The following is a 14,723-nucleotide window of genomic DNA, read 5'->3' as shown; positions in this document are numbered from 1 at the left end:
TTGTCCCTTTAAACTTTTTCGTCTAGTGAGTCGCCAGGTTTTAGAGACACGATCGCTTTCTTAAAGCCCGCTTTATGGCCGATACGACCTCTAATGCGTCTTGGCTTCTGCTTTACAGTGACCGTGTTAACCTTGGTGACGTTGATCTTTTTCTCAGCATAGATCTCTTCGACAGCGTCAGCAATTTCTTGCTTGTTCGCTTTTTTGTCGACGAGGAAGACATACTTTGGTGTTTCGCACTTTCTTACGCACGCATTGCTTGAGTTTGTCTTAAGCTGCTCGAGAACTTTTGCTTTCTCTGTGACGTAGCGCGACTTGATGATATCGAAAGGACTTCTCTTAGACATCGCTTCCTCCGAGAATAACCATTAGTTCGTCCATTGCAGGCTCTAAGATGACTAGCTCGTGGTTCACGGCAATGTCATACCCACTTACATTGGGGAAGAGCATCATATTTACTTTAGGAATATTGCGCAGACTTTTTAAGAAGAGCTCGTATTTTTCTGAAGGAGCTACTGCTTTCTCATTCTTTGGAGCTGCATCTAAGAAGCCCTCTGCGAGAAAGAGAACGCGCTTTCCTTCGAACTTGCAAGTCTCAAGAAATTGAGCGACAGTTTTTGTCTTAGGCTCTTTTAGGGGAGCAACTTGGAGGACATGAAGCTTGTTATCGAGGATTTTTTCTTGAATGAGCTGGCGGATCGCTGCTCTTCTCTCTTTCTTATTAATGCTGACGTGCTGGTCAAACTTTGCGCGTGGTGCGTGGACTCTGCCCCCGCCCTTGTACTGAGGAGCGCCTAGATAACCCTGTCTTGCGCGACCGGTACCCTTTTGAGGATGGGGCTTCTTACCGCTATGGTTTACTTCCGATCTTGTCTTTGTATGCGCAGACCACTGTCTTGCGTTATTGCGGATAGCCACAAGATAGTCTTTGACCATCTGCGAGTTCGCGGAGGTTTCAAGCAGATCGTCTGCTATTTCCACCTTTCCGATTTCGGCTCCCGCGAGATTATATTTTTTCAGAATCGCCACTGTCTTGCTCCTTACCCGTCTCTACTTCGTGATCTTTTTTGCTTTCATGATGTAAAGCAGTCCGCCGCGTGCGCCAGGAATTGCGCCTTTAACGATGATAACCTGCTTCTCAGAATCGACTTTGACAACTTCTAAATTCTGGACTGTAACGACCTCGTCGCCCATGTGCCCCGATTTTTTCTGACCTGGCAAGCAGCGTCCTGGAGAGGTACGCATACCTGTGGATCCGCCATGTCTGTGGAAGCCAGAACCGTGCGATGCTGGACCGCCAGCAAAGTGGTGGCGCTTAATCACCCCTTGGTGCCCTTTTCCTTTTGACACGCCGCGGATGTCGACATAGCGCACATCTGCAAAGTGGTTGACATCGATCTCTTGACCTACTGTGTATCCGTCGACGCTTTCAAGGCGCGTCTCTCTGAGGCGCTTGCGCGGCTCTACATTTGCTTTCGCAAAGTGGCCCTGCTGCGGCTTGGAGACGTTCTGCTTCTTGTGCTGTTTAAACGCGCCGAGCTGAACGGCAGTGTAGCCATCAGTCTCTTTGGTCTTAACTTGCGTAATAACGTTTGGCTCTGCGGAGATCACGCTGCAGACGACGAGGTTTCCCTCTGCGTCGAACAGTCTGGTCATCCCGATCTTCTTTCCCATCATTTTCAATGTCATACAGATTCCCGAGGCGAATATTACGCCTTATTCAGAAAAATTTTCGGCTTACTACCCTGGCCTTCTCTGGGCCATTTTCAGGACCCACGAACCTAGCCAGCTTCGATTTAAAGACAGTCTTCTGGACTGAAGCGAAGAGGCTAGCAAAATTCTTGATTTTCTCACAATCAAAAATTCAAGACAGACTTCGCACGAAGTATGGGATAGATTAAGGAGTCTGCTCTATTTCCCTCAAGATTTTTCTGCTTCCCCTTCCTTTTCCCGAGCCCTTTTTGACACTATTCCTATAGGGGATTTCGAGATCTTGCGAGGTGAGAAGAACCTTTTTAAAAGAGATCTGCTTCCGGTCTGCAGTTTTTAGAAGGCCCGCCTCTTTTAGTGCCTCCTTAGCGGTGATTCCCGGAGAAAAAAGATAGAGACCAGGCCTTTCGACGGCGCCTTTAATAGAAATTTCAATTTTTGGAGCTCTAGCTCTCTCGGCCAGATGGGCTCTCAGATCTCCCTCTTTGGCGAGCTGAAAGGGCCAAGAAATGAGAGCCAGGAGCAGGATGAGCCCACTTACAAGGCCTATCGAGATCCATTCGCGAATATAAAGTTTAGACGGGCTGGGGGATGACAGGGAGAGCCTCTCTTTCAGGTCTCATGAACTGATTGCGGTAGATGTATGAGGCGGTCAAAAAAAGAAAGCTACTTAGAAAGAGGGCGATCGAGAGCGAAGGGAGTAGAGCCTCTTCGACAAAGAGCGAGATGATCCCGAGGATCGACCAGGCAAACATCGAAATGCGGTTGCCTAGATCAAATAGTGCTAAAATTTTTTCTTGCTCTCTCGCCTCGTTTGACTCACTTAAAAGTACGCATAACGCGTCTGAAATCGCAAAGAGAGAGAGAAGAGCAGAAGATCCATAACCGACCGCTCTTGCAAAAGGGGCTACTGCACCCAGAGAGATTACCCGCACCGAATCGGCCCAATGCAAGGAGTTTGCTGAGATGCAGGTGAATGTCGTTGCTGTTAATGCGAGGTCTCTTCCCACCTCTTCTTCGCCACTTGCCACCCTGTAAAGGGAGCTGATGAGCTTAAAAAGCGAATCTACAAGGAGAAGGATCCAGATGCTTCCGAACAGATAATCAGAGAGGCCTGCACCAGAAGAATCTGCCTCATGCGCTGGCTCCAGCTGCTGGGAATCGATCAAAGAGATGGGCCGAGAGGCTGAAAGCGCGAGCGTCATCTTAAACCGCGCCTAGCAGGTGCGGATCTGCGTTTTTGGCATCGTCGAGCATTCTCTCGTAAAAATAGCCGTAGAGTTTAGAGACGAGGAAGATCGTTGAAAGACCCAAAAGGAGAGGCGGAAGAAGCGCTACGCTCTCGATGACGATATCGAAGATAAGGGCCCCGAGAAGAATTGCAGAGAGGATAATTGAGGCGCAATCTTTTACAATCTTTACGATCGCAAGCCACTCTCTCTCCCCTGCCTCGGCGAGATTAACCCCCTCTCTTCTCTTTGTCTGTTCAATCTCTCCAATCCGAGTGATCTGGTCGTAGAGATCGACGAGATCACCTGCCAGGGAAGCGACGCAATTACCTCCACCTACCCAAGGGGTTGCGCTTCTGAGATCGATCCAGCGCTTGTTCTGAAAGGTGGAGAGCATCTTGGTGGAGGAGTAGACGAGATTTGAGCTCTGAAGGAAGAGGCCTCTGGTTGCTTCTTCAATTTTTGAACAATCTGAGCCAGCTACTTCGATAAATCTACCCAGCTCCCCTCCCCACTTCACAGCCTCTATGAGTGTTGCAGGGATGGCGAGCAGCCCCCAGACATCGGCAGCGCTAGCTCTTACCTCGCCAAGCAGCTGGTGCTGACTTGTGGTTAGAGGCAGATAGCTGCCATACCTGCAGCCGATCTCAAGCCCATCAAAAAAATCTGTCCCACCTTCCAGCGTAGAAAAGTAGGTGGGGAGGTGGTAAAAAAAACCTTGCGGCGCTGCAGCTGGTGGAGAGCTCATTTTTATTTGCTCTCCAAGCTCCAGCCATTCACGTCCGTGTAGGGCACATTCAGAGAAACAGCAGGAACCCCAGATTTAAGCTGCTTCTCAAGCTCCCCTTTGCCTTGCACATAGAGCTCTCCAAGTATAGTTGGCGCATACTGGACGAAAGACCTGCTTGCAAACTCGCTAATCAGGGTGAAAAAGAGAGCGCTTGTAGACGCGGCAAGAATCCAGAGAGCAGCATTGGGCACTACATAGAAGGCCGAAAGGAGGGCGATTGCTGCCATGGCGACGTAAGAGATGGCTTTGCAGAGGTCGATAAGAACAAGGCCAATCTTTTTCAGTGCAAATTCCTGCTGTATCGCGTAACCCTCATCACTGGGGTGATATATCGAACCATCATTATCATCTTTCCAACTTATCGCTGTGTCTTCCTTCCTATAAGCGCTGATCGCTTTGGAGAGCTCCACAACATCTCTGCATATCCAGTCGAATGCAAAGAAAACAGTCGCAGCCGAGTAGATGCGGCTAAAAAGCGTCATGGTGGCAGCTGGAAGCTGGATGATGCGAGAGCTATTGAGAAGCTCAACCCCATCGCAGAAAGAGGGAAGAAAGCGTGCGCCGCCAGCTGCGATCTGATAGAGCTTTTCTCCATCGGGTTGAATGAGAAAAGTTTGAACATTCTTGATAAGTCCAACTGCTCTAGCAGGACCTTGGAAGAGACTTGCAGTCTGTCCGATGCTCTTTCCCAACCCGCCGACCGTAGCGGCCTCGGCCGAAATCTTGGGATTCGCATACTTCATACACTCCACAACGAGCTGTGGAATTTTTGCATACTGTTCGATCCCTAAAGCGGTAGTTCCATAATCGACTGCCTGATCAGCAAGCCATAGAGGAGCGTCAAGATAGCCGCAGCAAGAAGAGGATGTCATAAAACTCCAGGTTTATAATTGTTATCGATCGCGGTCCAACCATCTGCATTTGTGTAAGGAATATTTAAGCAGATAGGAGAAACTCCATTTTGAAGCTGTACTACGGATTTTTTTGTGTGGTCTTCCAAAAGTTTCTGCACATCTTTCGCATATTCTATAAAAGATCTACCCGCAAATTCGCCAATGAGAGTGAAAAAGAGGGCGCTTGTAGAGGCAGCTAGAATCCAGAAAGCAGAAGCAGAGAGAAGCGCGAACATGGCGAGCGCGACGTAGGAGACAGCTTTACAGAGATCGACAAGCGCAAGCCCGATCTTTCTAAGGGCCCACCCCTCTCTCATCTCGTTACCTTTGTTTCCAGGGACCAAAGATTTTGTGTTGATAACCCTGGTCAACAGATCTCCTTCTGCTGGAGACGCAACTGTGTTTGCGACCGGGTCAAGATGCATGATTTGCACATCTTTTACTCGGTCGTAAGTTTTTCCGCCTCCCCAAGATTTAGTCGCTCCTTCTTTCCACACAGTCCACTCTTTCTTCACATACTCTGTTTCTTGCTTGACCCACTTTATGTCTTTTGCTTCTGTTGCAATGGCATCGAGCCCTTTGCCGATTTCGACGAAATCTCTAAGGATCCAGTCGAAGGCAAAGAAGGCCATTGCTGCCGATTGGATACGACTAAAGAGAGCCAGCGTGGGAGCAGAGAATTGGAAGATCTTGTTCATCTGCATGAGTTGAGCTCCATCGTAGAGAGGAGGCAAGAGGCGCGCGCCGCTCACCATGAGATCCCAAGTTGTCTCGCCATTAGGCGCTCTAGCAAACTCCTGGACTCTGCCTGCAATGGAGACGACCCTACTTGGAATTGCGAGGGCGCTTGCGATCCTTCTGGTGCTCTCTCCCAATCCGCCGATGGTTTCAATCTCTGGAGCAACTTTTGCTGTTGGGTTGAAGTGTTTCATCAAGAGCGGCGTGAGCCTTGCAGCTTCTGCATAGGTCTCCACTCCAAACGTAGTCGTGGCGAAGTCACTTGCATATCTTGTTACCGCAAATGGAAAGTCGAAGATGCTGGTAGGAGCTGCTGCTGTTGCCATATTTCCCTAAAATGAAGTTTGTTAATTTCCTATAAAAATTTTGGAGGTTTAATGAGCCCAGCCAGAGCGGTCTGCGCCTATGACATTTAAGCAGACCGTGGGAAGACCCTGTTTAACCTGGTCTCTAGCGGTGTTATAATGATTATTTATCTCCAGAGCGGGCTGCAGATACTCAATAAGAGATCTCTCTGCAAACTCGGTGATCAGCGTGAAAAAGAGAGCGCTAGTCGATGCGGCGAGAATCCAGAGAGGAGCGCTAGGCATAGTAAAGAAGGTCGCAAGAAGAGTAATTGCTGCCATGGCAACGTAGGAGATCGCTTTTGCAAGGTCTGCAAGGGCAAGGCCCATCTTACGAAACGCCCACTCTTGTCTTAACTCATAATGTTGACCAGAGCTAAAAGGGTGAGAATACTCCTCTTTCATCCACATAGAGTACCCTTTGCAAAATTCGACAACGTCCCTGCGCATCCAGTCCAAGGCGAAGAAGGCCGTTGCCGCAGAATGAATGCGGCTAAAGAGGGTCATCGTAGGGGCAGTGAACTGAAAGATCTTGTTATTATGAAGGACTTGAGCTCCGTCGCAGAGAGGGGGAAGCAGGCGTGCGCCGCTGACCAGAGTATCCCAAGCCTCGCCCGCCACAACATCCCAATCTTCGTCAGATTTTTCGACAAGCGTCTCCACATTTTTCGCAATCGCGCGAATCTTGGCAGGGCTTGAAAGGAAGCTCGAGATCTCTCTCACGTTCTTTCCCAACGCACCAAGAGCTGTGACTTCAGGGGCAACTTTCGCACCGAAATGCGCCATGAGAAGAGGTGTAAGCCGTGCAGCCTCTCCACCAGCCTCTATTCCAGGAAGGGTTGCAGCAAAGCCGCTTGTATAGCCGATAAGGTCGAAAAGCGGATCGTAGCAGCCTGTAGAAGGGGTCGGTGTTCCCATATGTCCTCGAAATGAAGTTTATTAGTTTTCAGCAAAAAATTTTAGAAGAAGAGCCCTAATTAAGTAAAGCTGTGCCAGCTTGCAGCTGGCACAGTCAGCAAGAAATTATTAAACAGCGACAGGAACAGGAAGCTTCTTCGCAGCTGCGTTCTGATTTGCCGCTACGAGCGCTCCATCTACGCGTTCTGCATACTCCTTAAAGGATCTTCCTGCGAACTCTCCAAGAAGAGTGAAGAAGAGAGCGCTTGTCGCGCAAGCGAGAATCCAGGTTCCAACATGTGGAATGGTCAAGAAAAATGCGGAGATCAGTGCAAACGCTGCAAGCGCAACGTAGGAGATCTCTTTTAACATGTCGACAGTGATCAGGCCGATCTGTCTGAGCGACCACTCGGCTCTATCGTTAGCATTAGTCTGACCTGGCGCAGGAGCTTGCATGTAGATCTCCACCTTGCCCATCAAAAGGCTAGTGTCTCTGACGAGGAGATCGGTCATTGTCCAGAAGAGAGCTGCTGCATTGAGGTTGCCAAGAGCCTTCATGCCTGGGAAGTTGATCACGCGATTGTCGTGCAAGAGCTCAACAGTATCGTGGATCGGAGAGACCATATTTCTCACTCCCGCAACCATCTCATAGCCAGTTTCAAGGCTCGGGTTTGATTCAAGTCGCACAACTCTTTCTATGAGGTTCCAGATCTTTCCTGGGAGCTCAAGAGTACCGCCAGCAAAGTTTTTTATACCTTTAAAGAGTTTATCCGCTGCGTGCCAGCTTGGGCTTGCATTTGAATCAAATACTTGAACCCATTGAGGGCCAGTTCTCAAAAGCTTTGCAGCATCCTTTACGCCAGCGTTGCTGTCTGTAAAGTAGTTGTTAGCTTGCGCTCCTAACCACATAACTTTACCACAAAGGCCAAAGTCATATCCGCACCCTTGTGTTCCAAGAGAGCTTCTGGCGTCAAATGTAGCTCCTGCTGTAGTCATAAATTCCTCCAATTTTGCGTACGTTATTAAGAAACTTTAAAGATTCGCGGATAGCATACGCCAGGAGCGGAATTAAGTAAAGCGACTCAACTCTTTAATACACGCATAATTAATCGTTAGTTTATTAATAAAATTAAAAACAAAAAAACACACAAAATCCAAATAAACAGAAATTAAAAAGCACGCCAAATAAACTGTTTTTTACTCTTGGACGGGGATTTTGCTCTGCGCAGTTAAAGAAAAAATATTAGAATTGGAAGGAGGGAAGCGTGTGTAGACCGCGTAGAAATTCTTGGGAAGAGAGCAGTTTTTTACCTTCCAGTTGGACTTCTAGGAGATGGAGAGCCTGCTCTCCACAAGCGACGATAAGCCCCTCTTTACCCGAGGAGAGAAGCTCGCCTGGCTGTCCACTCTTTTCTGTAATTAGACGTGCGCGTTTAATTTTTAATCGCTTCTTCTCCTCTCCAATCTTCACAAAGCACCAGGCGCCAGGGAAGGGAGAGAGGGCTCGAACGAGGTTATGAATTTTTTTAGCTGGCAGATTCCAGTGAATCTGCTCCTCTTCAGGGGTGATTTTCGGAGCGAATGTAACTAGGGAGGGGTCTTGAGGAGTTTTTTTAACTCTCCCCTTCTCAAAATCTTCGATGACTTTGGTGAGAGCAGGGCGTGCGAGGTCGCAAAGTTTTTTTTCGAGTTCTCCATGGGTCATCTCTTCAGGGATAGGGAGCTTAACAACTTCGATAAGATCCCCAGCATCCATCTGCAGAACCATCTCCATGATGCTCACTCCAGTTTCCGCGCATCCATCCATCAGACAGCGCTGCATGGGAGCGGCTCCACGGTACTTTGGCAGGAGGCTAGTGTGGATATTGATCGCTCCCATCTTCGGGAGGTCGAGAATGTTCTTTTTGAGAATCTCTCCGTAGGCCACAACGACAAAGAGGTCGGCTTGAAAAGCGGCAAGAATCTCTGCAAACTCGGGAGTAGAGGCCTTTTCGGGTTGAAACAGAGGAATCTCGGGCTTGAGCCTCTGCACACACTCTTTAACGGGAGGAGAGGAGACGCGCTGCGATCTACCAAACGGGCGATCGGGCCTTGTGACGACAGCGACAACAGAAATTTTTTCTTGAAATAGATATTCTAGAACACTTGCCGCAAAGGAGCTTGTTCCTAGAAAGACAATACGCATCTAGAATTTAAACCTGAGCTTCCTCTTCCTCTAAGAGCTCTTCGAGCGACTCAAACTCTTCTTCGCTAGAGCTTCCTTGGAGGCCGATAAGTCCGCGTTTTGAATTGCGGCAGAAGTCGATCCAGTGACGAACGTGCGAGTTGATCTCCACTTCATCTTCAATGATCTCGAGAGCTGCTGAAATTCTTAAACCGGAGCGGTAGGTGAGCTTGAACGCTTTTGTTAGAGCTCTGCGCACCTCGATGGGGAATCCGTGGCGTTTTAAACCGATTAGATTTAATCCGCCGAGCTTATATGGAGCGCCAGCTCCTAGCGTATAAGGAGGAACGTCGTGTGTGATGCGGCTAAACCCGCCGACCATCGAGTAGCAGCCGATGCGGGAGAACTGGTGGACTGGTGTCATGCCACCAATGATCGCAAAATCTTCTACGACAACGTGACCCGCCAGCATGGCGTTGTTTGCCATGATAACGCGGTTGCCGATCTCGCAGTTGTGTGCGACGTGGCAGTAGGCCATGATGAGGCATCCATCGCCGAGCTTAACAACAGAGCCCTCTTGGCAAGAGGAGTTGATTGTCGCAAACTCGCGGATTTCGCAGTTTTTTCCAATGGTGACGTAGGTCTTCTCACCGCGGAATTTCAGATCTTGAGTTTTTGTGCCGATGCTCGCAGAGGGCCAGATCACAGTTCCTTCGCCAATTGTGGTGTTGCCATCGATGTAGGCGTGAGATTTAATCACGACATTGTCGTGTAGAGTAACTGTTCCTTTCACCACTGCATAGGCCTCGACTGTGACATTCTCGCCGATGATTGCACCTGGCTCAATGACCGCGTAAGGATGAATATTTGACATGCGAATCCAATCTTTATTGAGTTTTTAGAGCTGCTCTATACCAATGAGAGCAAATCCTATTTCTGCTTCTACCGCTAACTGGTCGTTTACTAGCGCCTTTGCCATGATTCTTCCGCCCTTGCTGCTCACGTGGAGCCCCTGAGCGTGCAGGATAAGCACATCTCCGGGCATGACAGGACGTCTAAATTTGGCGTTATTTACATTTAAAAGAACCGCGATCTTATCGCTCTTGCCCTTCTGGTGTACGAGGATACCACCTGTCTGAGCTAGAGCCTCTAATACAAGCACGCCGGGCATAATGGGGGCCCCGGGGAAGTGTCCCTGAAAAAACTGCTCGTTTGAGGTGACGTTTTTCTGTCCGATGATGAAATTCTCTTCGAGATTCATCTCGAGAATTCTATCGACGAGAAGAAACGGATAGCGATGGGGCAGAATACGAGCGATCTGCTTCACATCGAAAACGAATGGTCGAGGTGAAGTACGTACAGACATTAGGCGTTCTCCATCTTGATATATTTTGCTAACTCTTTTGCAAAGGCGATATTCGACGTATGACCCGAGCGGATGGCGATAATATGGGCTGAAAACGAGATAGCCATTAAAGAGAGATCTCCGATCAGATCGAGCACCTTGTGGCGCACCATCTCATCTTTGAAACGGAGCCCTCCTGGATTTGCCACTGCGTTGTCTTTAATTAGAATTCCGCTTTCAAAACTTCCACCCTTTAAAAAGCCCTTTTCAATGAGCGGGGCGACATCCTCGTACAGAGAGAAGGTTCTAGAGGAGGCGATCTCCTCCTTGTAACGCGTCTCATCGACGACTATGGAGTAGAATTGAGAGCCGATAAAATCGCTGTGCGGATAGTGGAGTGTGTAGCTAACTCTATACTCATCTGAAGGGATGGCTACTAAGTGAGTCTCTTTTTGCGACCAGAAGACAGGAGCCTCGAGCTTGCCTTGAGTCCGCTCTTCGCCTAATACGCAGACGCCAGCTTGCTCGATCAGCTCGACAAAGCCGCGCGCGCTTCCATCTAGAATAGGCACTTCGGGACCTCTGATCTCAATTAAAACGTTATCGATCTGATACGCTTTAAGAGCAGAGAGAAGGTGTTCGACAGTTTGAACCAGCACGCCTTGAATTCCAATCATTGTGCAGCGCGGGGTCCCTTGCACATGGTCTAAAGTCGCAGGAAGAAAAGGTTTGTGAGGAAGATCTAGGCGCTGAAAAAGAATGCCTGTATCGGCTTCTGCAGGGCAGAGGCGGAGGGTGGTCTTCTCTCCTGTAAAAACTCCAACTCCAGAAATAGAGACCGAGCGCTGCAGAGTGCGCTGCTTGGTCCGCGTATATGTATGCGGAGTGTTATGAATTTCAGGGAGCGTACAAGGAAAGGACAAACCAGACCTCTCAAGTTTCTTAATTTACGATGACAGCAATATAATCGCTAGAAACTTATCCGACCTCTCTATTTTCAGCAAGCGATTTTGAAATATTCAAAATAATAAATTACCAATTACGGTTTTTTCTAAGTCTCAAAAAAGTCCCAAATAAAATAAGAGAAAGACCTACTACGCCACCGTCGCCAGAGAAGGTATAAAGGGTCTTGTAGTGATAGATAGGAAGCGTTGCAACAAGGGGTCCTGAGAGGTACTGCTTATCATCACCCAGCTCGCACATGATACAGGCTGGACGACCAAGACTGTCGATCGCTGCGCTCACCCCGGTGTTACACGCGCGAAAAAGAGGGAACCCATTTTCGACAGCTCTTAATCTGCCTAGATCGTAGTGCTGCTGAGGGAGCTTAGATGAGGGATACCAGTTGTCATTGGTGACATTAACTAGAATCTCTGCTCCCTTGAGACGATTTTCACGGATTAGATCTGGAAAGGTCTCTTCATAACAGATTGAAATAGAAAGAGCAGCAGCCTCTCCAAATACCTTCGCCCCCTCTCCTTTTGTAAAAAAATCTTTAATTCCATAGGTCTCTACGAAGGGAAGAAAACTTCTGCAAGGCAGGTATTCGGCCATAGGAAGGAGGATCTGCTTCTCATAACGTCCGACCTCTGTTTGATTGGGAGCGAAATAGAAGGCTGCATTATAACTTTTTTTACTATCCCGATCTTCATGTTCTAACCCGATCACCACCTCAGACTCAAAGTAGTTAGAGATCGCCTGCGTCCAGTAGCTATTTGAAACCATCCACCTCTCTTCACTCCCGATCCACTTCTTCCCTGCAAAAGGAAATTGAAGGGGCGGGAGAGTCTTGAGAACCCCCTCTCCGAGCTCCTGCCTCAATATCTGAATCACACTTTCAAGGGGGTAGATCGTTTTATCGCAATGGAATGGAACGGCGACCTCCGGAAAGACAATAAGGTCTAGTGAAGAGCTTTCAACAGATTTTAAAAAAATGAGAATGCGCTTCCACTGCTCCCAGGGAGAGATGAAGTGGTGGAGATGCTCTTGAAGAACGAGCTTCTCTGGGGGCAAGAGACCTGTCTGAATGAGGGCCACGGTAAGCTCTTTTTCAGGGGGATGTGCCGCGAGCTGCTCCTCGTGATAATTCAGATGAAGCACTCCAAACAGATAGGGAAAAGCTGCGAGTCCAATCCATAAAACAGCGCCCTTTAGCGCAGGTAGGCGCCTGTTAAAACAGGCATCTAGAACATTATACGCAGCCGCGTTAACGAGCATGACCCAGAAAGAGAGTCCCAACACGCCTCCAACAGTTGCAAACTGCAGGGAGGTGAGGCAAGAGGTCAGAGCAAGTCCGGAAGGGCTCCACGAGAAGCCGCATAAGAAGTAGAAGCGCGACCATTCGATCAGAGCCCAGAGCGAGGCGACTGCTAGAATCCTCATCGATCTGATTGGGCCTTCCCGAGGAATCAAGAGAGAGAGAAGGCCAAACTGAACACCGAGCCAGGTAGCGAGCCAGAAGTAGGCGAAGAGGATGTAGACTCCCTGAAAATCGATAGAGGTCATCCAAGAGAGTTGGATGCACTGGACGAGAGTGAACCAGATCGACGCCGCGCAAAAACGGGCGAACCTAGTTTGGAAACCGATTAACACTCTCCAGAAGAGAGCAAATCCGATTGCCGCTGCCACAGGGGCAAGCCAGGGGATCCAGCTCGGCTGGCCAAATGCCACGATCAGAAAGCTGAGAAAAGATAAAACCCATTGAGAAGGTCTAATCACTTTCTTTCGCCTTTTTAGGGGACGAAGAGCTGCCTTTACCGACTCCTAATATATAGAAGAGGCCTCCCAAGATACTTAAATTCTTGAGGAACATGATCATCTGAAGCTGGCGATCTGGGCCCTCTAAAAACCAGAAGTGGTGGAAGGTGAGTGTTACGGGGATGAGGAAAGCTGAAAGCAGAAAAGCTGCGAAGCGAACCTGTATCCCAAAAAACATCATAACACCGCCTAAGAGTTCAAATATGGTGGCGACGATCAGCAGCTGAGGGGTTACCGGAATTGCCATCTGCAGTAGATCTTGCGCCCAGACGATGCTCTGCGTGTAGTTGAGCAGGTCGCATAGCGCATTAATTAGGTAGGACTCTGTCCCCGGCCAGTCAAAAATTTTACCTATGCCCGATAGTATAAAAATAAGACTAAGCAAGATCCGACCTAGAACAGCAAATAAAGTTTTCATCTCGACTCCCAAGTTTCTTTTCACTCTGTCATAAAGTTTTTTTTCGTACAAATCAACCTTCTTTGCGGATATACTCTTCTCTGATAGATCTCTTGCGCAACCTGCTTTGTTTGAAAAAATCGGAGGTTTTTTTGCCGATTTTTAGAAACTGCTCGCAGTTTCGGATCAAACGAGCGAGTCGACTCTAAAGAGTCGGCGAGAGAGAGCGATAAAAATCCGCGAAAAAAGAACGATTTTGTGAAATAAATGAGGTTGCGCAAGAGATCTAATGAATACCTTTCAGAGACACCATCTTTTTACCATCTTAGAAAAGTTTGAGGATCATCAGCTTCCTCTTGATCTCTTTCTGTCTGGATACTTCCGCGCGCATAAGGCCGTGGGAGCAAATGATAGACGCACAATCTGTGAAGCAATTTATGGAATGATCCGCTGGCGAGGACTGCTCGACCACTTTCTTCCTAAGCCCGCCACATGGCAGACGCGCCTCTCTCTTTTTGACTCGATCAACCCGCTAGACTTCCGAGGAAAGAGTGAAATCCCCCCGCATATTCGGGTTAGTTTTCCAAAGTCTCTCTATGAGATCTTTCGAGCAGCGTACGGAGATGCCAGATGCGACGAGCTCTGCTTTATTAGCAATACAACTGCGCCCACTACTGTGCGCGTGAATGAGATAAAAATTTCGCGAGACGCCCTTTTTGAAAAATGGAAAAGCCTCTACTCCATCTCTTTAAGCCCAGTTTCTCCTTCGGGAATCGTCTTTCATAAAAAAATTAATTTTTTCGGATTGGAAGAGTTCAAAGAGGGACTATTTGAAGTGCAGGATGAGGGGAGCCAGCTGATCGCCGCTCTCGTGCAGCCAACGCCAGGAGAGCAGATCCTCGACTTCTGTGCAGGCTCTGGCGGGAAGACTCTCGCATTTGCGCCACAAACAAAGGCGAAGGGACAGATCTTTCTCCATGATGTTCGTCCGCGCGCTCTTCTTGAAGCAAAAAAGAGACTCAGACGCGCTGGCATCCAGAATGCGCAGGTCCTCCCTTCAGACGATCCTTATAAGAAGAAGTTAAAAGGAAAGATGGACTGGGTTCTCATCGACGTCCCTTGCAGCGGGACGGGAACTTTGCGCAGAAACCCCGATATGAAGTGGAGATTCGACCCAGAGCAGGTGGAGAGACTCGTCCTTGAGCAGAGAGAGATCTTCGCTGAAGCCCTTGAATTCTTAGCTCCGAAGGGGCGCCTCGTCTACTCGACATGCAGCATCCTCCCCCAAGAAAACGAGCAGCAGATCGCCTTTTTTCTAGAGCACTTTCCCGTTGAGCTTGAAAAGCCGGTCTTCGCTTCCCATCCCGAGAGAGGCGGCATGGATGGCTTCTTCGGCGCCGTCTTCAAAAGAAAGTGAACAAACAAAATGTGATCAAAAAAACTGTCTGTGGTATCTTGC

Annotated in this window: 15 protein-coding genes and 1 pseudogene; 2 read left to right on the top strand and 14 right to left on the bottom strand. The window is 48.6% G+C overall.

The genetic code is table 11. The features are described from left to right. Nucleotides 1–8: 8 nt before the first annotated feature. From rplW to HYX48_08155, 8 genes are all read right to left on the bottom strand, one after another. Nucleotides 9–347 (bottom strand): 50S ribosomal protein L23, encoded by a 339-nt coding sequence (rplW, locus tag HYX48_08190; protein ID MBI2743878.1) that lies wholly within the window; start codon nucleotides 345–347, stop codon nucleotides 9–11. Beyond that, nucleotides 340–1,029 carry a 50S ribosomal protein L4 gene (gene rplD / locus HYX48_08185; protein ID MBI2743877.1) on the bottom strand — a complete coding sequence of 230 codons (690 nt, stop codon included), beginning with the start codon at nucleotides 1,027–1,029 and terminating at the stop codon, nucleotides 340–342. The genes rplW and rplD overlap by 8 nt, the downstream gene beginning before the upstream one ends. Nucleotides 1,030–1,050: 21 nt before the next feature. Beyond that, complete coding sequence (gene rplC, locus HYX48_08180; protein ID MBI2743876.1) at nucleotides 1,051–1,689, bottom strand: 50S ribosomal protein L3; 639 nt, start codon at nucleotides 1,687–1,689, stop codon at nucleotides 1,051–1,053. 596 nt (nucleotides 1,690–2,285) lie between these two features. Continuing rightward, the gene (locus HYX48_08175; protein MBI2743875.1) at nucleotides 2,286–2,915 is read right to left on the bottom strand and encodes a hypothetical protein; all 630 of its coding nucleotides are present in this window, start codon (nucleotides 2,913–2,915) and stop codon (nucleotides 2,286–2,288) included. A gap of 1 nt (nucleotide 2,916) precedes the next feature. Next, nucleotides 2,917–3,687 carry a hypothetical protein gene (locus HYX48_08170; GenBank protein ID MBI2743874.1) on the bottom strand — a complete coding sequence of 257 codons (771 nt, stop codon included), beginning with the start codon at nucleotides 3,685–3,687 and terminating at the stop codon, nucleotides 2,917–2,919. 2 nt (nucleotides 3,688–3,689) lie between these two features. Then, nucleotides 3,690–4,601, bottom strand: coding sequence for a hypothetical protein (locus HYX48_08165; protein ID MBI2743873.1), 912 nt, complete (start codon nucleotides 4,599–4,601; stop codon nucleotides 3,690–3,692). Next, nucleotides 4,598–5,686, bottom strand: coding sequence for a hypothetical protein (locus tag HYX48_08160; protein ID MBI2743872.1), 1,089 nt, complete (start codon nucleotides 5,684–5,686; stop codon nucleotides 4,598–4,600). The genes HYX48_08165 and HYX48_08160 overlap by 4 nt, the downstream gene beginning before the upstream one ends. Before the next feature lie 48 nt (nucleotides 5,687–5,734). Next, entirely contained in the window at nucleotides 5,735–6,622 is an 888-nt protein-coding gene (locus HYX48_08155; protein MBI2743871.1) for a hypothetical protein, read from the bottom strand. 660 nt (nucleotides 6,623–7,282) lie between these two features. On the opposite strand from HYX48_08155, the pseudogene HYX48_08150 reads away from it, so the two are divergent. After that, nucleotides 7,283–7,402, top strand: a pseudogene (locus tag HYX48_08150) (hypothetical protein). Nucleotides 7,403–7,844: 442 nt separating this feature from the next. Here HYX48_08150 and HYX48_08145 read toward each other — a convergent pair. The 6 genes from HYX48_08145 to HYX48_08120 form a co-directional block, all read right to left on the bottom strand. Next, on the bottom strand, nucleotides 7,845–8,786 hold the full coding sequence (locus HYX48_08145) for a methionyl-tRNA formyltransferase (protein MBI2743870.1): 942 nt from the start codon (nucleotides 8,784–8,786) through the stop codon (nucleotides 7,845–7,847). 7 nt (nucleotides 8,787–8,793) lie between these two features. Further along, a complete protein-coding gene (lpxA, locus tag HYX48_08140) occupies nucleotides 8,794–9,639 on the bottom strand; it encodes an acyl-ACP--UDP-N-acetylglucosamine O-acyltransferase (protein ID MBI2743869.1) in 846 nt (281 codons plus the stop codon). A 24-nt stretch (nucleotides 9,640–9,663) separates the two neighbouring features. Then, nucleotides 9,664–10,131 (bottom strand): 3-hydroxyacyl-ACP dehydratase FabZ, encoded by a 468-nt coding sequence (gene fabZ, locus HYX48_08135; GenBank protein ID MBI2743868.1) that lies wholly within the window; start codon nucleotides 10,129–10,131, stop codon nucleotides 9,664–9,666. Continuing rightward, nucleotides 10,131–11,006 (bottom strand): UDP-3-O-[3-hydroxymyristoyl] N-acetylglucosamine deacetylase, encoded by an 876-nt coding sequence (lpxC, locus tag HYX48_08130; protein MBI2743867.1) that lies wholly within the window; start codon nucleotides 11,004–11,006, stop codon nucleotides 10,131–10,133. The genes fabZ and lpxC overlap by 1 nt, the downstream gene beginning before the upstream one ends. A gap of 136 nt (nucleotides 11,007–11,142) precedes the next feature. Continuing rightward, on the bottom strand, nucleotides 11,143–12,828 hold the full coding sequence (lnt, locus tag HYX48_08125; protein MBI2743866.1) for an apolipoprotein N-acyltransferase: 1,686 nt from the start codon (nucleotides 12,826–12,828) through the stop codon (nucleotides 11,143–11,145). After that, entirely contained in the window at nucleotides 12,821–13,285 is a 465-nt protein-coding gene (locus HYX48_08120) for a DoxX family protein (GenBank protein MBI2743865.1), read from the bottom strand. The genes lnt and HYX48_08120 overlap by 8 nt, the downstream gene beginning before the upstream one ends. Nucleotides 13,286–13,553: 268 nt before the next feature. Here HYX48_08120 and HYX48_08115 point away from each other — a divergent pair, with 268 nt between their 5' ends. Continuing rightward, nucleotides 13,554–14,681: an RsmB/NOP family class I SAM-dependent RNA methyltransferase gene (locus HYX48_08115; protein MBI2743864.1), complete on the top strand. Its 1,128-nt coding sequence runs from the start codon at nucleotides 13,554–13,556 to the stop codon at nucleotides 14,679–14,681. The last annotated feature ends 42 nt before the right edge of the window (nucleotides 14,682–14,723 follow it).

The sequence above is a fragment of the Chlamydiales bacterium genome (assembly GCA_016185065.1).
GTDB lineage: Bacteria > Chlamydiota > Chlamydiia > Chlamydiales > Rhabdochlamydiaceae.
Note: the sequence above shows the minus strand (reverse complement) of the source record. Positions and strands in the feature narration are given on the sequence as shown.